Annotated in this window: 24 protein-coding genes; 23 read left to right on the top strand and 1 reads right to left on the bottom strand. The window is 41.8% G+C overall.

Translation table 11 applies throughout. From position 1 onward, the window contains the following. Positions 1 to 11 precede the first annotated feature (11 nt). The 17 genes from BA1_RS01490 to BA1_RS01410 all read left to right on the top strand — a co-directional run bounded on the left by BA1_RS01490 (position 12) and on the right by BA1_RS01410 (position 13,567). Positions 12 to 455, top strand: a complete 444-nt coding sequence (locus tag BA1_RS01490; RefSeq protein WP_008354956.1) for a GNAT family N-acetyltransferase — start codon at positions 12 to 14, stop codon at positions 453 to 455. A 161-nt stretch (positions 456 to 616) separates the two neighbouring features. Next, the gene (locus BA1_RS01485; RefSeq protein WP_008354954.1) at positions 617 to 1,669 is read left to right on the top strand and encodes an L-threonylcarbamoyladenylate synthase; all 1,053 of its coding nucleotides are present in this window, start codon (positions 617 to 619) and stop codon (positions 1,667 to 1,669) included. Positions 1,670 to 1,729: 60 nt separating this feature from the next. Then, on the top strand, positions 1,730 to 2,284 hold the full coding sequence (locus tag BA1_RS01480; RefSeq protein ID WP_008354952.1) for a manganese efflux pump MntP: 555 nt from the start codon (positions 1,730 to 1,732) through the stop codon (positions 2,282 to 2,284). A 63-nt stretch (positions 2,285 to 2,347) separates the two neighbouring features. Continuing rightward, positions 2,348 to 2,806 (top strand): low molecular weight protein arginine phosphatase, encoded by a 459-nt coding sequence (locus BA1_RS01475; protein WP_008354950.1) that lies wholly within the window; start codon positions 2,348 to 2,350, stop codon positions 2,804 to 2,806. A 142-nt stretch (positions 2,807 to 2,948) separates the two neighbouring features. Further along, on the top strand, positions 2,949 to 3,398 hold the full coding sequence (gene rpiB, locus BA1_RS01470) for a ribose 5-phosphate isomerase B (protein ID WP_008354947.1): 450 nt from the start codon (positions 2,949 to 2,951) through the stop codon (positions 3,396 to 3,398). A gap of 12 nt (positions 3,399 to 3,410) precedes the next feature. Further along, positions 3,411 to 3,950 (top strand): TIGR01440 family protein, encoded by a 540-nt coding sequence (locus tag BA1_RS01465; RefSeq protein WP_008354944.1) that lies wholly within the window; start codon positions 3,411 to 3,413, stop codon positions 3,948 to 3,950. 178 nt (positions 3,951 to 4,128) lie between these two features. After that, entirely contained in the window at positions 4,129 to 5,376 is a 1,248-nt protein-coding gene (gene glyA, locus BA1_RS01460; protein ID WP_008354942.1) for a serine hydroxymethyltransferase, read from the top strand. Between the two features lie 148 nt (positions 5,377 to 5,524). Then, positions 5,525 to 6,154 (top strand): uracil phosphoribosyltransferase, encoded by a 630-nt coding sequence (gene upp, locus BA1_RS01455; protein ID WP_008354940.1) that lies wholly within the window; start codon positions 5,525 to 5,527, stop codon positions 6,152 to 6,154. Between the two features lie 496 nt (positions 6,155 to 6,650). Beyond that, positions 6,651 to 7,034 carry an ATP synthase subunit I gene (locus BA1_RS01450; protein ID WP_008354938.1) on the top strand — a complete coding sequence of 128 codons (384 nt, stop codon included), beginning with the start codon at positions 6,651 to 6,653 and terminating at the stop codon, positions 7,032 to 7,034. A 7-nt stretch (positions 7,035 to 7,041) separates the two neighbouring features. Continuing rightward, positions 7,042 to 7,776 carry a F0F1 ATP synthase subunit A gene (gene atpB / locus BA1_RS01445; protein WP_008354937.1) on the top strand — a complete coding sequence of 245 codons (735 nt, stop codon included), beginning with the start codon at positions 7,042 to 7,044 and terminating at the stop codon, positions 7,774 to 7,776. A 48-nt stretch (positions 7,777 to 7,824) separates the two neighbouring features. After that, a complete protein-coding gene (gene atpE / locus BA1_RS01440; protein ID WP_003214968.1) occupies positions 7,825 to 8,037 on the top strand; it encodes a F0F1 ATP synthase subunit C in 213 nt (70 codons plus the stop codon). Positions 8,038 to 8,157: 120 nt separating this feature from the next. Further along, positions 8,158 to 8,679, top strand: coding sequence for a F0F1 ATP synthase subunit B (atpF, locus tag BA1_RS01435; RefSeq protein WP_008354935.1), 522 nt, complete (start codon positions 8,158 to 8,160; stop codon positions 8,677 to 8,679). Then, positions 8,676 to 9,221 carry a F0F1 ATP synthase subunit delta gene (locus BA1_RS01430; protein ID WP_008354933.1) on the top strand — a complete coding sequence of 182 codons (546 nt, stop codon included), beginning with the start codon at positions 8,676 to 8,678 and terminating at the stop codon, positions 9,219 to 9,221. Before atpF ends, BA1_RS01430 begins: the two co-directional genes overlap by 4 nt. Before the next feature lie 16 nt (positions 9,222 to 9,237). After that, positions 9,238 to 10,746 (top strand): F0F1 ATP synthase subunit alpha, encoded by a 1,509-nt coding sequence (gene atpA, locus BA1_RS01425; RefSeq protein WP_008354932.1) that lies wholly within the window; start codon positions 9,238 to 9,240, stop codon positions 10,744 to 10,746. A gap of 88 nt (positions 10,747 to 10,834) precedes the next feature. Further along, the gene (locus tag BA1_RS01420; RefSeq protein WP_008354930.1) at positions 10,835 to 11,701 is read left to right on the top strand and encodes a F0F1 ATP synthase subunit gamma; all 867 of its coding nucleotides are present in this window, start codon (positions 10,835 to 10,837) and stop codon (positions 11,699 to 11,701) included. 24 nt (positions 11,702 to 11,725) lie between these two features. Then, positions 11,726 to 13,147, top strand: a complete 1,422-nt coding sequence (gene atpD, locus BA1_RS01415; RefSeq protein ID WP_008354929.1) for a F0F1 ATP synthase subunit beta — start codon at positions 11,726 to 11,728, stop codon at positions 13,145 to 13,147. A 24-nt stretch (positions 13,148 to 13,171) separates the two neighbouring features. Then, the gene (locus BA1_RS01410) at positions 13,172 to 13,567 is read left to right on the top strand and encodes a F0F1 ATP synthase subunit epsilon (RefSeq protein ID WP_008354926.1); all 396 of its coding nucleotides are present in this window, start codon (positions 13,172 to 13,174) and stop codon (positions 13,565 to 13,567) included. Positions 13,568 to 13,615: 48 nt separating this feature from the next. Here the strand turns inward: BA1_RS01410 and BA1_RS01405 are convergent, their stop codons facing one another. Then, positions 13,616 to 14,083: a hypothetical protein gene (locus BA1_RS01405; protein ID WP_034738198.1), complete on the bottom strand. Its 468-nt coding sequence runs from the start codon at positions 14,081 to 14,083 to the stop codon at positions 13,616 to 13,618. Between the two features lie 170 nt (positions 14,084 to 14,253). Between BA1_RS01405 and BA1_RS01400 the strand changes: the two genes are divergently transcribed. From BA1_RS01400 to BA1_RS01370, 6 genes are all read left to right on the top strand, one after another. Beyond that, positions 14,254 to 14,484, top strand: a complete 231-nt coding sequence (locus tag BA1_RS01400; protein ID WP_008354922.1) for a DUF1146 family protein — start codon at positions 14,254 to 14,256, stop codon at positions 14,482 to 14,484. A 128-nt stretch (positions 14,485 to 14,612) separates the two neighbouring features. Then, positions 14,613 to 15,347, top strand: coding sequence for a YwmB family TATA-box binding protein (locus BA1_RS01395; RefSeq protein ID WP_008354921.1), 735 nt, complete (start codon positions 14,613 to 14,615; stop codon positions 15,345 to 15,347). 32 nt (positions 15,348 to 15,379) lie between these two features. Beyond that, on the top strand, positions 15,380 to 16,687 hold the full coding sequence (gene murA / locus BA1_RS01390; RefSeq protein WP_008354919.1) for a UDP-N-acetylglucosamine 1-carboxyvinyltransferase: 1,308 nt from the start codon (positions 15,380 to 15,382) through the stop codon (positions 16,685 to 16,687). 253 nt (positions 16,688 to 16,940) lie between these two features. Then, entirely contained in the window at positions 16,941 to 17,966 is a 1,026-nt protein-coding gene (spoIID, locus tag BA1_RS01385) for a stage II sporulation protein D (RefSeq protein ID WP_008354917.1), read from the top strand. A 325-nt stretch (positions 17,967 to 18,291) separates the two neighbouring features. Continuing rightward, complete coding sequence (locus BA1_RS01375) at positions 18,292 to 18,987, top strand: VWA domain-containing protein (RefSeq protein ID WP_034738196.1); 696 nt, start codon at positions 18,292 to 18,294, stop codon at positions 18,985 to 18,987. 84 nt (positions 18,988 to 19,071) lie between these two features. Next, positions 19,072 to 19,746, top strand: coding sequence for a VWA domain-containing protein (locus BA1_RS01370; protein WP_008354911.1), 675 nt, complete (start codon positions 19,072 to 19,074; stop codon positions 19,744 to 19,746). Positions 19,747 to 19,764 lie beyond the last annotated feature (18 nt).

Raw genomic sequence — 19,764 nt, 5'->3', positions numbered from 1 at the left:
GAGGTGAAAGCATGTATTATCAATTAAGAATAGCAACAGAAGAAGATGTTCCGGCTATCAATGCTTTTCTTGAAAAAGGACAAGCAAAAGGCGGGGTGACGATTGCAGAACGCACAACATTTGTTGTGATGGAAGATGCGGACGGTCAGCTTGCAGGCTGCTTAGGGCTTGAACAGCTTAGTGAACAAGAGGGATTGCTGCGGTCGCTTGTTATATCGGATAAGCTCGGTCAGGGGCACATTGTTTCTTTGTTCCAAAGTGTTCAAACGCTGGGAGAAAAACAAGGTGTGGATACCTTTTATGTCATAGCAAACCATTCGTCCTCGCATGATTTTTTAGCACTCATGGGTTTTACACCTTTAGAGGAAATCCCGCAATGTGTGTGGGTATCTGCGCATGCAAAAGAGTCATTGGGGAAAGAACAGGCTGTCGTGCTGCAAAAATCGAGAGGTTAATCACAAAAAATCGGACTTATACACATACTTATCCACTGTTAAACAAGCGTTATCCACAAATTGTGGACAACGCTTGTTTTATTTAGCATCATCTTTTATACTTTCAAAAGGATAATCGAGATATATCAACAGTTTTATCTTTTTTAAAAGGAGTTTGTATGATGTTAAATACAAAAAGGTGGTCTGTGGATTTAAAAAAGGATTTATCCACATACTATCCACAAATTAAACAAGCAGCCCTGTTGTTGCAGCAAAATGAAGTGGTCGCTTTTCCGACAGAAACGGTTTATGGACTAGGGGCAAATGCAAAAGAGACCGAGGCAGTTAAGAAAATTTATGAAGCGAAAGGGCGCCCAAGTGATAATCCTTTGATTGTACACATTGCGGAGGTTCAGCAACTCCATGAATTTGCACAAATAGAAAACGAAAAAGTAAAAACACTGATGGATGCCTTTTGGCCCGGTGCTTTAACGCTTGTGCTTCCATGTAAGCCTGGCATTTTATCAAAGCAGGTGACAGCAGGTTTATCCACAGTGGGTGTAAGAATGCCAGATCATCCCGTTGCACTCGAACTCATCCGGGCAGCTGGCCTGCCAATTGCCGCTCCAAGTGCCAATCGCTCAGGGAAACCGTCGCCGACACTAGCTGATCATGTAGCGAGTGATCTTGATGGGAGAATTGCTGGCATTGTCGATGGCGGTTCAACGGGTATTGGTGTTGAGTCAACGGTTGTATCCTGTATAGACGAGATTCCCGTGATCTTAAGACCGGGTGGCATTACAAAAGAAGCGTTAGAAGAGGTAGTAGGAACAGTCAACGTCGATCCGGGGCTGACGAAAAAGGATGAGGCGCCTGTATCGCCAGGGATGAAATACACACATTATGCACCTGAAGCACAAATGTATATGTTTCATGGAAGTGATGAAGAAATGCAGTGTCACATTCAGAAGTACCAGGCTGAAGGGCTAAAAGTTGGTGTGCTGACGACAGAAGAAAAGAAAGAATGGTTTGCGGCAGATGTTGTTTTTAGCTGTGGACGGAGAGAAAAGCCTGAAACCGTTGCTGCCAACTTATATCGTGTGCTAAGACAGTTTGATGAAACGGATGTAGACTTAATCATTTCAGAAACTTTTTCAGAACAGGGCGTTGGTTCTGCGATCATGAACCGTCTTCAAAAAGCGGCAGGAGGGCGTAACCTCTCTTCGCTCAAATAGTTCTAACCTCTCTTGGACAAACATAGGTTAAAGGAGAATGCGTGTCCAAGGGGGATTTACATGAACGAACTAGCTGGCGAATTGCTGACACTCAGTATCATGGCTTTTGCACTTGGGATGGATGCCTTTTCGGTAGGGCTCGGCATGGGGATGATTCAGCTGAGGATCCGCCAAATCATCTATATTGGACTAGTCATTGGTTTATTTCATATGTTTATGCCGCTTTTTGGTATGCTGACAGGTCAGCTCTTATCTGGCTGGCTTGGCCTCCTTGCAACTTATATTGGCGGGGCGCTGCTTTTGGTGCTGGGGCTGCAAATGATCATTGCCTCTATCCGAAAAGAAGATAAACCATTTATTGCACCTGTTGGGGCTGGTCTCGTTCTTTTTGCCACAAGTGTGAGTGTAGATAGTTTCTCTGTCGGTCTAAGCCTCGGGATTTACGGTTCACGCGTATGGATGACCATTTTTTTATTCGGCTTTTTTAGTATGCTGCTCACATGGCTCGGATTATTGCTCGGTAAACAGGTTCGGTCATGGGTTGGTTCATACAGCGGGGCACTTGGCGGCCTTATTTTACTAGCCTTTGGTATCAAATTATTACTTCCGCTATAGCCAGTCTCTTTACATAACATATAGAATGAAATGCTATATAATAGAAGAAAAGGAGGGCGAAAGATGAATATCTTATTTGTTTGTACGGGAAATACATGCAGAAGTCCGATGGCACAAGCCCTTTTTGCTTCAATCGCTGATGAAAAAGGATTGCATGTGACGGTAAAATCAGCAGGCATCTTCGCCTCTGATGCAGGAAAGGCTTCTCCTCAAGCCATTGAAGCATTATTTGAGAAAAGCATTCCGCTTAATCACTCATCGTCTAAGTTGACTGAGGATCTTCTGAACGAAGCCGATTACGTCTTTACTATGACGATTCAGCATAAACAGTTGATTGTTGAGCAATATACGCATACGAAAGACAAAGTCTTTACTTTAAAGGAATTTGCGACAGGGTCAGAAGGTGACATATCCGACCCGTTTGGTGGAAGTCTTTCCGTTTACCAAGAAACACGCGATGAACTAGAAGGGCTGTTGTATCAGCTGGCTGAAAAGCTTAAAAAGGATCAAACATCCTCATAAATGGACAAACCTGTAAAACCGTTGTGTAAACGGTTTTTCTGCTTTTGTTTGCAAATGACTAGGCAGAGGTTAAAATATAACTGTAAATAAAGAATGAATGTAAGACATGACAGATCAACTCACCCTTAGGAGGAACTGCCCGATGAAAGTAGCTATTGCATCCGATCACGGCGGAACGAATATTCGTGAAGAAATCAAACAACTAATGGATGAATTAAAGATTGAATACATTGATATGGGTTGTGAATGTGGATCAGGTTCTGTAGACTACCCAGATTATGCTTTTCCCGTAGCCAATATGGTGGCGAACGGAGAAGTCGATCGCGGCATTTTAATTTGCGGGACAGGCATTGGCATGAGCATTTCAGCAAACAAAGTGAAAGGCATCCGCTGTGCGCTGGCACATGATACATTTAGCGCAAAGGCGACTAGAGAACATAATGATACAAATGTTCTTGCGATGGGAGAACGTGTCATTGGCCCAGGATTGGCAAGAGAAATCGCCCGCATTTGGCTGACGACTGAATTTACTGCAGGACGCCATGCTGTACGGATTGGTAAAATCGCTGATTACGAAGAAAAGCACCGATAAGGAGCGCTTAACATGAACATTGGTCAAGATTGGCTTGAAATGTTAAAAGAATTTCATCAAACAGTTGAACTGCGAGCCGGCCAAATCTTAGTGATTGGCTGCAGTACATCGGAAGTGGCTGGCGAGCACATTGGTACAGCGGGAAGTGAGCACATCGCTGAAGCCATCTATCACGAGCTGGATCAGCTGAGACGCGAGACTGGAATTGAATTGGCCTTTCAATGCTGCGAGCATCTAAATCGTGCCCTCGTCGTTGAAGAAGAGATGGCTTACCGGCTTAACCTAGAGATTGTCACTGCAATACCTGTCCGTAAGGCGGGTGGTTCTATGGCGGCGCATGCGTATCAGCAAATGGAGCACCCTGTGCTGGTTGAATCCATTGCAGCGCATGCGGGAATTGATATTGGCGATACATTGATCGGCATGCACCTAAAACGGGTAGCTGTTCCTGTCCGCCTCAGCCGTCATCAATTAGGACAAGCGCATGTGACGTTTGCGAAGACTCGTCCAAAGCTGATTGGCGGAGAACGAGCGGTTTATACAAGATCATAGCTCAGATATATTTCTAATATAATGTTGAATAATGAAGACGCTTTAGCACTTGAATATTCGGATTTTCATAAAAAAGAAGTCGGTTTTTCAAAAAAAACTTTTACATTTCACTCAAAAACCATGTACAATGAGATGGTGAAAAACATCGAATGGAAATAGATTGGAGAGGATTTCGCTGATGAAACATTTACCTGAGCAAGACGCACAAGTATTCAAAGCAATTCAACTAGAGCGGAAACGCCAGCAGGACAAAATCGAATTAATTGCATCAGAAAACTTCGTAAGCGAAGCAGTCATGGAAGCGCAGGGCTCTGTTTTAACAAACAAATATGCTGAAGGCTACCCTGGTAAACGCTACTATGGCGGCTGTGAACATGTAGACGTTGTAGAAGATATCGCACGTGACCGCGCAAAAGAAATTTTTGGCGCTGAGTATGTGAACGTACAGCCTCACTCAGGTGCTCAAGCGAATATGGCCGTTTACTTTACAATTCTTGAGCATGGCGATACGGTGCTAGGCATGAACTTATCACATGGCGGACATTTAACACATGGAAGCCCTGTTAACTTTAGTGGCGTGCAGTACAACTTTGTAGAATATGGTGTAGATAAAGAAACGCAGCATATCGACTATCAAGATGTACTTGAAAAAGCACGTGAGCATAAGCCAAAGCTTATCGTAGCGGGTGCAAGTGCATACCCACGTCAAATTGACTTCAAAAAGTTCCGTGAGATTGCTGATGAAGTCGGCGCGTACTTTATGGTCGATATGGCTCACATTGCGGGTCTTGTAGCAGCAGGTCTTCATCCAAACCCAGTTCCTTATGCAGATTTTGTGACAACAACGACTCACAAAACACTGCGTGGACCTCGCGGTGGAATGATCCTATGCCGTGAAGAGTTTGGCAAAAAGATCGACAAATCGATCTTCCCTGGTATTCAAGGCGGACCACTCATGCATGTCATCTCTGCAAAAGCTGTTTCTTTCGGTGAAGTATTGAACGGAGATTTCAAAACATATGCACAAAACGTCATTGATAACGCAAAACAATTAGCTGAAACACTTTTATCTGAAGACATTCAGCTTGTATCTGGTGGAACAGATAACCATCTTGTTCTCATCGACTTGCGTTCTCTCGGGATTACAGGGAAAATTGCAGAAAACGTTCTTGATGAAGTTGGTATCACAGTGAACAAAAATGCGATTCCTTATGATCCAGAGAAGCCGTTTGTTACAAGTGGTGTACGTGTAGGTACAGCAGCAGTGACAAGCCGCGGGTTCGATCAAGAAGCGATGAAAGAAGTCGGTTCCATTATTGCGCTTGCTCTGAAACATCATGAAGATGAAGCGAAATTAGAAGAGGCGAAAAAGCGCGTATCTGATCTAACGGCTCGTTTCCCTCTATATAAAGAATTAGATTATTAAAAAGCAGACCCATTTGCCTATTTTTGGCATGTGGGTTTTTTTTTGTAGGATTTGCGAATCATATTGAAAGATGATGTCTTTTTATGTAGAATTGTAGGAAGTGTGCAAAGTTCACCGGAAGATGAAAGAAAAGGAGTTGTAGCAAGCAATGGCAAAGGTTTATGTATTTGATCACCCGCTTATTCAGCACAAACTTACATATATTCGTGACGTTCATACAGGAACAAAAGAATTTAGAGAGCTAGTGGATGAAGTCGCAACGTTAATGGCATTCGAAATCACAAGAGACTTACCGCTTGAAGAGGTAGATGTAGAAACACCTGTACAAAAAGCGAAATCAAACGTGATCTCAGGGAAAAAACTCGGAGTTGTGCCGATCTTAAGAGCAGGTCTTGGAATGGTAGACGGGATTTTGAAACTCATTCCAGCTGCTAAAGTGGGACATGTCGGTTTGTACCGTGATCCGAAGACATTGAAGCCTGTTGAATATTATGTAAAGCTTCCATCTGATGTGGAAGAGCGTGAATTTATCGTTGTAGACCCAATGCTTGCAACTGGCGGATCAGCAGTCGAAGCATTAAATAGTCTGAAAAAACGCGGTGCGAAAAACATCCGCTTCATGTGTCTGATTGCAGCTCCAGAAGGTGTAGAAGAAATGCAAAAACATCATCCAGATGTTGATATCTACATTGCAGCATTAGATGAGAAGTTGAATGAAAAAGGTTATATCATCCCAGGTCTTGGTGATGCTGGTGACCGTATGTATGGAACAAAATAAAATGATTCATGAAAAGCCCACATGCCAACGTGCATGTGGGTTTTTTGAAAAATATGACAAACGTTTGATATCGTTCTTAGAAAAATCAATGTATACTGAACATTAGCAGTTTTTTTGAATGAATGTCACAGTTCTCCTAAAGTTTGATGAAATTGTGAACATTTTGTGTGCTCTATCATGATAGAAAAGTTTTTTAACTTTCAACGGATTGACACATCATAGACGCTATTGTATGCTAAACGAGGGTATTATGGTAAGGTTTTCATAGCCTATAGCACTCTACTAATCCTCATTGTGAACCCTTTTATAATCAGGGTTTGTATCAGCGAATGAAGCAACATCCCATAGATCTAAAGATTTCAAGTCTGATTGTCCAATTAGACCGATGGGTGATTGATTTTTTTCGAATAGGACGGCTGATCATAAGCGTCTTCTACGCAGTTTTCATCACCATTTATCACCTTTTTTACAATATTTTTCATCGGGAGTCAGATGAATGAACGATCCAAACGCGATTTTCCGCAGACAGAGTAAATACATGTTGTATCTATTGGCAATTTTTGTGTTTGGCTATGCCATGCCTGGTTATAAACCATTCTTTCTTGGTTTCATTATCGGCACAATTTTTGCTTTCTTTAATTTATTTCTACTTATACGGAGAATGCACGCTTTTGATCGAGCAGTTAAAAAAGGAAAATCCATTCGTTCAATGGGAAGTACAGCCAGGTGGGCCAACGCGATTCTCGCAGTAGCGATTGCTTGGCGTTATCCTAATGAAGTTCATCTGGCAGGTGTTGTTATAGGATTAATGACAATATATCCTGTCATTATGATAGATTCCTTCATTCAACTTAAACGTTCTACTATGGAAGAGAGGTGAATACTCTTTGGGTCACAGTTCAAAAACGACAGAATTTTTAGGGTTAACGTTCAACTTATCCAATGTTCTCATGATTACGATTGCTAGTATCATCGTTCTTCTCATAGCGGTGCTGACTACTCGTGTTCTGTCTATTCGTCCGACAAAGGCGCAGAACTTCATGGAATGGATCGTTGATTTTGTTCGAAATATCATAGGTAGTTCGATGGACATGAAAACAGGAGCCCCATTTCTAGCGCTTGGCGTTACATTACTCATGTACATATTCGTTTCAAACATGCTGGGACTGCCATTCTCGATTACGGTCGATCACAACTTATGGTGGAAATCACCAACTGCTGATCCTGCAATCACAATGACACTAGCGATTATGGTCATGGGATTGACACATTACTATGGTGTCAAGGCAAAAGGAGTCAAGGAATATACAAAAGACTTTTTCAAGCCGATCCCATATTTAGTGCCGCTGAAAATCATTGAAGAATTTGCAAACACGTTAACACTTGGTTTGCGTCTTTACGGAAATATTTTCGCTGGAGAGATTCTTCTTGGTTTGCTCGCAGGACTTGCGACCAATTTCTACACGCAAAACATTGCACTAGGTATTGTTGGTACATTAGGTGCCATCGTGCCGATGATTGTATGGCAGGCATTCAGTTTGTTTGTCGGAACCATCCAGGCATTTATCTTCACCATGCTGACAATGGTGTATATCTCCCATAAAGTCAGCGACGAACACTAAAAAATTGAGAGTCCAAAATGGACGTTATTTTAAAGGAGGAGCTTTTTAATGAATTTAATAGCAGCAGCAATTGCAATCGGTTTAGGAGCACTAGGAGCAGGTATTGGTAACGGTCTAATCGTATCTAAAACAGTTGAAGGAATCGCTCGTCAGCCAGAAGCTGGTAGAGAACTAAGAACACTTATGTTCATCGGGGTAGCTTTAGTTGAGGCACTTCCAATTATCGCTGTCGTTATCGCATTCTTGGCATTCTTTGGTTAATATGTGAGAAGCGTTCTAATATGAATTTTAATGGCGAAGATCAGATTAGTTCGAAACTTCGCCATTCCTTTATGTTTTGTTTCTTAACATATTATTTAAAGAAGGGAGTTGCCGTACTAAATGTCTCAGTTACCAGTGGTTTTAGGAGCAGGGGGCTTAAGTTTTAACGCCGGGGATATGTTGTTCCAGCTAATCGCTATGCTCATCCTGCTTGCACTTTTAAAGAAATTTGCGCTTAAGCCTTTATTAGGGATTATGAAACAGCGTGAAGATTATATAGGAAATGAAATTTCAAGTGCTGAACAAAAACATGTCCAAGCTGAAAAGCTTCTTGAAGAACAACGTGTTTTATTGAAAGAAGCACGCGAAGAATCACATACACTCATCGAAAACGCGAAAAAAATTGGTGAGAAACAAAAAGAAGAGATCATTCAAGCAGCACGTCAAGAGTCAGAGCGCTTGAAAGAGTCTGCTAGAACTGAAATCGTGAAAGAAAAAGAACAAGCTGTTGCTGCGCTGCGTGAGCAGGTTGCATCACTATCTGTGTTAATTGCTTCTAAAGTGATTGAAAAAGAACTTGATGAGCAAGCACAAGAGAAATTGATCCAAGAGTACCTTAAAGAGGCAGGCGAAAGCCGATGAGCGTGACTATTGTCTCTAAGCGTTACGCTTCTGCTCTTTTTGACATCGTTCTTGCTTCTTCGGCAGTAGACGAAACTGAAAAAGAGCTGAATGAGATCAAAAAAGTTCTAAAGGCTGATCAAGAACTGAAAAACTTTCTTGTTCATCCGAAGATTACGTCAGACAAAAAGAAACATCTAATTGCAGAAGCTTTCAAAGGTGTTTCAACGCATGTGTTGCACACAATGTATTTACTGATTGACCGCGGACGCACGAATATTTTCTCTGAAATGACGTCTGAGTTTGTGAAACTTGCAAACCGTGCAAAACAAATAGACGATGCGATCGTGTATTCAGTTAAACCGCTCAGCGGGGCTGAAATTCAATCTTTATCTGAAGTATTTGCGAAAAAAGCCGGCGTCACATCACTGCGTGTTGAAAACGTGATTGACAAGGATCTAATAGGCGGAGTGAAAATCCGTATCGGAAACCGCATTTATGACGGCAGTGTCAGCGGAAAGCTTTCCCGCATTGAACGTCAGCTTGCAGGCGAAAATCGTTAGAAGGGGTGAAACCTTAGTGAGTATCAAAGCTGAAGAGATTAGCGCGCTGATAAAGCAGCAAATCCAAAACTATCAATCTGAAATTGAAGTAAAAGATGTCGGTACAGTCATTCAAGTAGGGGACGGTATCGCGCGTGTACATGGCCTTGACAACATTATGGCAGGAGAGCTTGTTGAGTTCTCTAACGGTGTAATGGGTATGGCTCAAAACCTTGAGGAGTCTAACGTAGGTATCGTAATCTTAGGACCTTACAAAGATATCCGTGAAGGTGACGATGTAAAACGTACAGGTCGTATCATGGAGGTTCCAGTAGGAGAAGAGTTAATCGGACGTATTGTGAACCCACTTGGTCAGCCTGTTGATGGACTAGGTCCAATTTTAACAAGCAAAACACGTCCAATCGAAAGTGAAGCACCAGGCGTTATGGATCGTAAATCGGTACATGAGCCGCTTCAAACGGGAATTAAAGCGATTGATGCCTTGATTCCAATCGGACGCGGACAGCGTGAATTGATCATTGGGGACCGTCAAACAGGTAAAACATCTGTTGCAATTGATACGATCCTAAACCAAAAAGATCAAGACATGATCTGTATCTATGTAGCGATCGGACAAAAAGAGTCAACTGTTCGTGGTGTTGTTGAAACACTTCGTAAGCATGGTGCGCTTGATTACACAATCGTTGTCACAGCTTCTGCATCACAGCCAGCTCCACTTCTTTACCTTGCTCCTTATGCAGGTGTAACGATGGGTGAGGAATTCATGTATAACGGCAAGCATGTGCTTGTTGTGTATGATGACCTTTCTAAACAAGCGGCAGCTTACCGTGAGCTTTCATTATTGCTTCGTCGTCCTCCAGGCCGTGAAGCATTCCCTGGTGATGTTTTCTATCTTCACTCTCGTTTATTAGAGCGTGCAGCGAAGCTTAGTGATGAAAAGGGTGGCGGTTCTATCACAGCATTGCCTTTCGTAGAAACGCAAGCTGGTGATATCTCTGCATATATCCCAACAAACGTTATCTCAATCACAGATGGACAGATCTTCTTACAATCTGACCTCTTCTTCTCAGGCGTACGTCCAGCGGTAAACGCAGGATTGTCTGTATCTCGTGTAGGTGGATCTGCACAAATCAAAGCGATGAAAAAGGTAGCAGGTACACTTCGTCTGGATCTTGCTTCTTATCGTGAGCTTGAAGCATTCGCTCAGTTTGGATCTGATCTAGACCAAGCGACTCAAGCCAAATTAAACCGTGGTGCTAGAACAGTTGAAGTCTTAAAACAAGACTTGAACAAACCGCTTAAAGTTGAAAAACAAGTAGCGATTCTTTATGCACTGACAAGAGGATACTTAGACGATGTAGCTGTTGCTGATGTCAAACGTTTTGAAGCTGAGTTATTCATGTACATTGAAGAAAACCATAAAGACTTGTTTGACACAATCTCTCAAACAGGAAACATGCCTGCTGATGAAGAGTGGAAGACAGCAATCGAAGGCTTTAAACGTACGTTTGCACCAAGCAACTAATTAGTAATCTTTCCGAGAGAAAAAGATTCTCTTTTTCTCTCTTTTCACGTAAATGAACACGGATTCCTGAAAAAAGGTGGTGAAATCTTTGGCCTCATTACGCGATATTAAGTCAAGGATCACGTCAACAAAAAAATCGAGTCAGATCACAAAAGCGATGCAAATGGTATCAGCTGCGAAACTGAATCGTGCTGAAAACAATGCGAAGTCCTTTGTTCCATACATGGAGAAAATCCAAGAAGTCGTTGCGGCAATCGCAACTGGAACAAGTGCTAAGCACCCAATGCTTCTTTCAAGACCTGTTAAGAAAACAGGGTATCTCGTCATTACATCTGATCGAGGACTTGCCGGACCTTTTAACAGCTCGGTTTTGCGTGCCGCTTACCAAACCATTCAATCTCGTCATCAGTCTGCTGATGAATATGCGGTGATTGTGATTGGTAAAATCGGACGCGACTTCTTCAAAAAGCGCGGTATTCCAGTGATCTCTGAAGTAACAGGGCTTGGAGACGAAGTAGCGTTTGCTGATATTAAAGAATTAGCAAGCAGTACAGTGCAAATGTTCTCTGATGAAGCGTTTGATGAGCTTTACATGTTCTATAACCATTTCGTCAGTGCCATTTCACAAGAAGTAACAGAGAAAAAATTATTGCCGCTAACGGACCTTTCGGCCGCAGCGACACCAAATAAACGTTCCGCATCTTATGAGTTTGAGCCTTCTGAAGAAGAAATTCTTGAAGTTCTCCTTCCTCAATATGCAGAGAGTTTGATTTTCGGTGCGCTTCTTGACAGCAAAGCAAGTGAACATGCTGCAAGAATGACAGCAATGAAGAGTGCAACAGACAACGCAAAAGAATTGATCGACAGCCTGACACTCTCTTACAACCGTGCTCGTCAAGCAGCGATTACACAAGAGATTACAGAAATTGTCGGCGGAGCAGCTGCCTTAGAATAGAAATAATTGTCAGGAGGGAATGCAATGAAAACAGGACGCATCAGTCAGATCATGGGACCAGTCGTAGACGTTCGTTTTGAAGACGGTCACTTGCCTGAGATTTATAATGCGATCAAAGTTTCGCATAAAGCGGAAAGCGAAAGTGAAGTTGATATCGACTTAACTTTAGAAGTAGCACTACATTTAGGTGATGATACAGTGAGAACCATCGCAATGGCATCAACAGACGGTGTGAAGCGCGGTATGGAAGCTGTAGACCTTGGAAAACCAATTTCAGTACCAGTTGGTAACGTAACACTTGGACGTGTATTCAACGTACTGGGAGATAACATTGACTTAGATGAGCCACTTGGTGTGGAAGCTCAAAGAGATCCAATCCACAGACAAGCGCCTTCTTTTGATCAACTTTCTACAGAAGTTGAAATTCTTGAAACAGGTATCAAAGTTGTAGACCTTCTTGCTCCTTACATCAAGGGTGGAAAGATCGGTCTATTCGGTGGAGCCGGTGTAGGTAAAACCGTTCTGATTCAAGAATTGATCAACAACATCGCACAAGAACACGGCGGTATTTCTGTATTTGCTGGTGTTGGAGAGCGTACACGTGAAGGAAATGACCTTTACTACGAAATGAAAGATTCTGGCGTTATCGAAAAAACAGCGATGGTCTTCGGCCAAATGAACGAGCCACCAGGTGCACGTATGCGTGTAGCTCTAACTGGTTTGACAATGGCAGAGCATTTCCGTGATGAACAAGGTCAAGACGTATTGTTCTTCATCGATAACATCTATCGTTTTACACAAGCAGGTTCTGAAGTATCAGCCCTTCTTGGACGTATGCCTTCAGCGGTAGGTTATCAGCCAACCCTTGCAACAGAAATGGGTCAGCTTCAAGAGCGTATCACGTCTACAAACGTAGGATCGGTTACATCGATTCAAGCGATCTATGTACCTGCGGATGACTATACAGATCCAGCTCCAGCTACAACGTTCGCTCACCTTGATGCAACGACAAACCTAGAGCGTAAGCTGACAGAAATGGGGATTTACCCAGCGGTAGATCCACTTGCATCAACATCTCGTGCCCTTGCACCTGAGATTGTTGGCGAAGAGCATTATGCCATTGCGCGTGAAGTTCAGCAAACATTACAGCGTTATAAAGAATTGCAAGATATCATTGCCATTTTAGGTATGGATGAATTATCTGAGGACGATAAGCTTGTGGTACACAGAGCTCGTCGTGTTCAATTCTTCCTATCTCAAAACTTCCACGTAGCAGAACAGTTCACTGGCCAAAAAGGTTCTTATGTGCCATTGAAAGAAACTGTTAAAGGCTTCAAGGAAATCCTATCTGGTAAATACGATCACCTTCCAGAAGATGCATTCCGCTTAGTCGGCCGCATTGAAGAAGTGGTTGAAAAAGCCAAAGAGATGGGTGTAGAGGCCTAATCTGGTCCTTAGGAGGGTAAAAGCATGAAGACCGTTCAAGTCAATATCGTTACTCCCGACGGCCCAGTGTATGAAGCGGATGTGGAAATGGTCAGTGTAAGAGCAGAAAGCGGTGAGCTTGGTATTTTAGCTGGCCACGTTCCAATGGTTGCTCCGCTAAAAATCGGTGCAGTTCGCTTAAAACATAGTGGATCAACTGAATTGGTTGCAGTCAGCGGCGGCTTTGTAGAAGTTCGCCCTGAAAAAGTAACCATTCTTGCTCAAGCTGCTGAAACATCAGACAAAGTTGATGTAGAACGTGCTAAATCAGCAAAACAGCGTGCTGAAGAGCATTTGAACCACCCGAATGAAAGTGATGTACGCCGGGCGGAACTCGCATTAAAACGGGCGTTAAACCGTTTAAATGTAGCAGGGAAATAAAACAGAAAATCCTTCTTATCATTGTGATAAGAAGGATTTTTTTAAGAGTTACATGAGAGACTGATACATCGACACATAAGGATGAGATGCTTGCTTTTCAAGATATAAGTGCTCGCAAAATGCGGGACTATGCCATGTCTTATTGTCTCGGCGCAAGCCGAGGGTATATTGATGCGGAGAGTCCATATAAGGCAGCACCACCCAGTCAGCATCCGAATGATGCCTGATGACAACCTCTCCCATATACACACTCATCATCGCTTCCAATGCATCAATTGGCATTTTCCACTCAGCAAAAAGCTGCTGGGTAAACGCATCGAAGTATAATGATTCTAACTGATACAGGCTGTCCTCAGAATAATCTAAAGAAATGTGATGAAAATGACACAATTGGGCTAATTCTTCTAGCTGTGTCTGTCTATAATCAAAGTAGAAAGCAATGGCCTCCCATTCATGATCAAATGAGGGAACCTGTTCTCCGTACAAATCAACAAAGTCAGGAAAAGAATCTTTCAATCTGTTCAGCTCCTTCCACACGCAGTATATCATCTCCTTCGTATCAGAATAAGAGGGGATTTACACTAAATGTAGCTCTTTTTTCCAAATGATTCATCTTTCCGATTTTAGCGGATATAATGAAAGGGAGTTTTCCTTTACAGAAATAAATAAAAGGAGGATTCAACTGTATGGAAGACGTAGGACAACAAGCAATTGTCAGTATTGTGATCCACTTATTTTTTATCGCCATTACGTGGTGGGCATTGCTTGCCGTGAATATCGATCCACTGATTAAAAAAGGAAAAATCGTTCAAGCAAGGTTGCTGATGATGCTAATCACCATTGCCATTGCATCGGCAGTCAGCAATTTCTTCCTTGATTATTTAAATTTCTCCAGACAAATCCCTTATATGTTTTAACAAAAAAGGTTTGATCGCAACCTTCTGCGGGAACGTAAAAAGAAGTGTCAAAAGGATGGTCTTTGATGACTTTTCCACGTATGCATTTATCTCCTTGCGGCAACACTTGTAGCAAGGGGGAATGACAAATGAGAAAGTATTTGAAGGGTTGGCCATTATTTGCGTTTATTCTTTTTTTTGTTCTAATGATTCAAGGTGTGCGTGCGGAAGAAACGTCTCCGCTCGCCCAAATAGCAGAAGGTCTGAAAAACCAGCAAATCGAAGTGGATGGATGGACCCTTCATGCCAAAACAAATGTAGATATTTCATCCAAACAATTTTCAAATAAAGTGAAACGTTTGAAAGACGAACTACGACAATATGAGTGGACCGAAAAAAAAGAGAAACATGTCACCAAAGTCACAGGTATTTACAAAGATGAAAAAAATGATACATTTTCGAAAATTTTACTCGTGAAGACCGACACAAAATCCAATCAAAAGTCGTATTTATTATATGAGCAAAAAGGTGCTCGTCCACTGAATACCTGGGAGCATACATATGATCAGTTCGTACGTCATGCAAAAAGCATATTACAAGAAAAAATTGTGATTTTTACTTGTCTTAATGGTCATGTAAATGGTATGATGGATGTTGTTTTGCAAAAAAAAGCTAAAATGATAGCAAATGAATTTCAAGCAAAACCAGTTGAGTACCTCGTTGAGTCTAATTTTGTGTCGCTTTCCGCTTACACAGAGAAGTGGGAACAGTTCATTATGACTTCAAATGATAAAATGAATGTTCAAATTGCCATCAGAAGTTCGGAAATGAACGAAAATCATACGATTACGGTTGGCACACCAATCGTAACGACTGAATATTAATATAGAGAATTTGGGACGCGGAGGGGAAGACCTTGGAAAAAATCATCGTCCGCGGCGGTCAAAAGTTAAACGGCACAGTTAAAGTAGAAGGCGCAAAAAATGCCGTTTTACCAGTTATCGCTGCATCTTTGTTAGCAAGTACAGAAAAAAGCGTAATTTGTGATGTACCTACGCTCTCCGATGTATATACAATCAATGAAGTGTTACGTCATTTAGGAGCAGAAGTACATTTTGAAAATAACGAAGTATCAGTAGATGCATCTCATGCACTAGAAACTGAGGCTCCGTTTGAGTATGTGCGTAAAATGCGAGCATCTGTGCTCGTCATGGGACCACTTTTAGCTAGAACAGGTCATGCAAGGGTTGCATTACCTGGAGGCTGCGCAATTGGTTCAAGACCAATTGATCAGCATTTAAAAGGCTTCGAAGCAATGGGAGCTAAAATTCAAGTAGGTAATGGATTCATCGAGGCTGAAGTAAAAGGCCGTCTAAAAGGTGCAAAAATTTATTTGGATTTCCCAAGTGTAGGTGCAACTGAAAACATCATCATGGCAGCAGCATTAGCTGAAGGAACAACCATTTTAGAGAACGTAGCAAAAGAACCTGAAATTGTTGATTTGGCAAACTACATTAATGCCATGGGCGGTAAGATTCGCGGGGCTGGTACTGGTACAATCAAAATTGAAGGTGTGGAAACACTTCACGGTGCAAAACACACCATCATTCCTGACCGAATTGAAGCGGGTACTTTCATGGTGGCAGCAGCCATTACAGAAGGAAATGTGCTTGTGAAAGGCGCAGTTCCGGAACACCTGACTTCACTTATTGCAAAAATGGAAGAAATGGGTATTCAGATCATTGAAGAAGAAGAAGGTTTAAGAGTCATTGGACCATCTGAGCTCAAGCCAATCGATCTAAAAACAATGCCGCATCCTGGGTTCCCAACGGATATGCAGTCTCAGATGATGGCGCTATTGCTTCGTGCGAACGGAACAAGCATGATCACAGAAACTGTGTTTGAAAATCGTTTTATGCACGCTGAAGAATTCCGCCGCATGAATGGCGATATTAAAATTGAGGGTCGCTCTGTGATTATCAATGGGCCGGTTCAACTTCAAGGTGCTGAAGTTTCAGCGACTGATTTAAGAGCAGGAGCAGCACTTGTACTTGCTGGATTAGTGGCAGAAGGTCATACACGCGTCACTGAATTGAAGCATATTGACCGTGGATATGTGAACTTCCACCAAAAGCTTGCAGCAATCGGTGCAGACATTGAAAGAGTAAATGATGAATCAGCAGATGTGACACAAGAACAAGTTGTGTCAGATCTAAACGCGTAATAAACAAATCAGTGTGTCCATTTGGGCATGCTGATTTTTTTTAGAATCATAGAGTGTTTTATTTTTAAAAGCTTATCATTAGTGTATCCAATCATCTTAAATTTTATTCATAAAGACGAACAGTAAAATCAAATGATGAAGAGCACCAGCATATCACCAAAAGACTTGTCCAATGAATGAAAGAAGCTGTCATATTAGCTTGTCCTTGTCCATAGGATAAAAGAGATTCAATGACAAATGGGGGCAGCCAAATATGAAACCAATGATATGGACAATCGCAGGAATATGCATCATCATTTTAATGATTCCAACCTTACTCGTGTTGCCGACGTTCCAAGGAAAACCAACGGCCAGCCAACACGTAGCAGCAGAACCATCAGCAAAAAAAGAAGTGAAAGGTTCAGTCAAATTGAAGCAATCACCCGTCTCCATTCCAGTCTATCGTTCAGCGCATCAACAGGTAGAAAACATCCCCTTAGAAGAGTATGTGATCGGTGTCGTCGCTTCGGAAATGCCAGCTGATTTTGAAATCGAGGCACTCAAAGCACAGGCACTCGCCGCTAGAACGTATATCGTCAGACAAATGATCATCGACAAGACCGTAAAATCGCCAAAAGGCTCTCTTGTAGATGACACACAAATGTTCCAGGTCTACAAAAATAAACAGGAACTGAAGAAAATTTGGGGGAAAGCGTACAATTGGAAATTAAAAAAGATCACAGAAGCCGTCGCCAGCACACAAGGGAAAGTGCTGACTTATGATGAAAAACCAATTGATGCTTCTTTCTTTTCAACAAGTAACGGGAAAACTGAAAATGCAGAAGCCTATTGGAAAAACGAAATCCCATATTTGAAAAGTGTTTCAAGCAAATGGGACGAAAAATCACCCAAATTTCAAAACAAGCAAACCATCACAGTTAGTGAATTTCAGCAAAAACTGGGTGTAACCCTCAATCAGCATCATCAGGTGGGAGAGATTGTAGAACGGACACCAGGAAATCAAGTAGCCAAAGCAGTCATAAACGGGAAAACACTGACAGGCAGAGATATTCGTGAATCACTAGGGCTGCATTCTGCGGACTTTACATGGGAACGAAAAGGCCAGCAAATTGTGATTACGACAAAAGGATATGGCCATGGTGTGGGAATGAGTCAGTATGGTGCACATTATATGGCCCAGTCAGGCAAAAAAGTAGATGAGATCGTGAAACATTATTATAAAGGAATTCAAATTGAATCAGCTGATCGCTTTCTCAACACATATATGGCTAAGAAATAAAGGAAAAGGTGCCGTAAAATGGGGCATCTTTTTTTGTTTTCAAAGAGGTTTGAACAGAATGTGTCAAATTGTGACTTAAGGCTCAGGTCAGGAAATCTTAAACATTTATGTCCCGACAAGAACCGATGGCCGATACAAAGTCCCTCGAAAGAAAGAGAAAATAAAGGGAAAAAGGAAGCGTTAGGTGAAAATATCTAGACATCTGACAGAATTTTAGTGATTTTGATGAAAGAGAAAAAGGGATCGAGTCCTATACCATTCCAAGTGAGAATAATTTACGATTAAGATGTTTCAATCAAATACATAAGGAGGAAGGAAAAGCATGATGAAAAAAGTATTTACACTCGTAGCCTTAGCTGTATTGACATTATCAATGTCAATCTCTTCACCAGTATTTGCAGAAGCAACAGCAGCCAAAAAACATAAGAAAGATGTAAGAGTGACAATCTTACTTGATGCCAGTGGAAGCATGGCAAGAAAAGTAGAAGGAGAGCGCAAATTTGATCTAGCAAAACAAGAGGTATTCAAATTTGCTCAATCACTTCCGAAAAACGCGAAAATCCGTATGAGCTTGTTTGGTTCTGAAGGAAACAACAAAAACTCAGGTAAAGCTCAATCATGTGAAGTCATTAGAGGCGTTTACGGTGTTCAACCTTATGAAAAGGAAAGCTTCGAAAACTCTCTAAACGGTCTTGGACCAAATGGCTGGACACCGATTGCACGTGCTCTTGAAAGTGCAAAGCAAACGGATAAGCAGCTTCATAATGGAACAAAACATATTGTGTACTTAATTACTGATGGTGAAGAAACTTGTGGCGGAGATCCAGTGAAAGTAGCAAAAGATTTGCATAACTCAAAAGGATCTACTGTGGTCAATGTAATCGGATTAGACTTTAACGATGGCTATGAAGGCCAATTGAAGGAAGTAGCCAAAGCTGGTAAAGGCTCTTACTACCAAGCAAGCACTGGCAAAGAAATGGGTTCTATCTTTACAGCAGAATCATTAAAACTACACGAATAAACTTGCAGAAGAAAAGGGAAACGATTGATTGATGCTTTCGTTTCTCTTTTTCTGTACAAATGAAAAAAGGGAGGTTTTTTATTGATGAAAAGAAATATTGTATTAACCATCTTAGCTAGTCTTGTCCTGCTTCTTTCTTCACCTGCTCATGCTATAACGAAAAAGGAGCCGGCTCATGTGGTGATTTTACTTGATTTAAGTGGCAGTATGGCACAATCGGTTGAAGGCGAAAAGAAAATTGATATCGCAAAACGTTCGATTCAAAGCTTCGCAAGTCTTTTATCAGAAGATACGCAAGTCCTGCTTCGTGTTTTTGGTCATGAAGGAACCAATAAAAATGCAGGAAAAGCCGTTTCTTGTGAAAGTTCTGAAGCAGTTTATGGGTTTGGAACCTATGAGGAATCAACCTTTCAACAAGCGCTGAATGTGTATGGTCCAACAGGCTGGACACCACTTGCAAAAGCATTAACTGATACGAAACAAGATTTTGAAGATCACCAAGCTGAGGGAAAAAATATTGTATATGTTGTCAGTGATGGTGAAGAAACTTGTGGCGGGAGCCCATCACAAGCAGCAAAGCAATTACATGAAGAAGGTATTGATACAATCGTCAATATCATTGGCTTCGATGTAAATCAAAAAGAAGCAAAAAGTCTAAAATCTGTTGCAAAAGCTGGCGGTGGACAATATCAACCAGCAGCAAATGCAGAAGAATTGAATCACATTCTTCAAAAAGAAGCTAGCTCTTTTGGCCAGTAGGATGTGAATAGGCAGCTG

The sequence above is a fragment of the Bacillus xiamenensis genome (assembly GCF_000300535.1).
Classification (GTDB): domain Bacteria; phylum Bacillota; class Bacilli; order Bacillales; family Bacillaceae; genus Bacillus; species Bacillus xiamenensis.
This window is presented reverse-complemented; position numbering and strand designations above follow the sequence as displayed.